The sequence below is a fragment of the Mesorhizobium sp. M1A.T.Ca.IN.004.03.1.1 genome, assembly GCF_003997555.1.
Lineage (GTDB): Bacteria > Pseudomonadota > Alphaproteobacteria > Rhizobiales > Rhizobiaceae > Mesorhizobium.
In genome coordinates, this window is sequence record NZ_RZTV01000426.1 from 1 (window position 1) to 266 (window position 266).

The window sequence follows — 266 nt, forward strand, 5'->3', positions numbered from 1 at the left end:
GACCACGTCGAAGCGGCGATTGCCCTCCACGATCTGCGATACCGTCCGGCCATTGGACATGCTCTCCAGCGCCTCAGTCATGGAGGCCGGCGTGAGGCCGTAGAGGGCCGCACGCTCGTGGTCGACATCGACCCGGAGCTGTGGAATGCGGACTTGCTTTTCGACCTGCAGATCGACCAGACCCTGGATGCCCGACAGCTTCTCGCGCAGCATCTCGGCTGTCGAACGCAGCGTGTCGATGTCATCGCCATAGATTTTCAGCGCGA

1 protein-coding gene is annotated in these 266 nt (G+C 62.4%); it reads right to left on the minus strand.

From position 1 onward, the window contains the following. Positions 1-266, minus strand: a 266-nt coding sequence (locus EOD29_RS32290; protein WP_164763971.1) for an efflux RND transporter permease subunit, incomplete at both ends; no start/stop codon positions are given.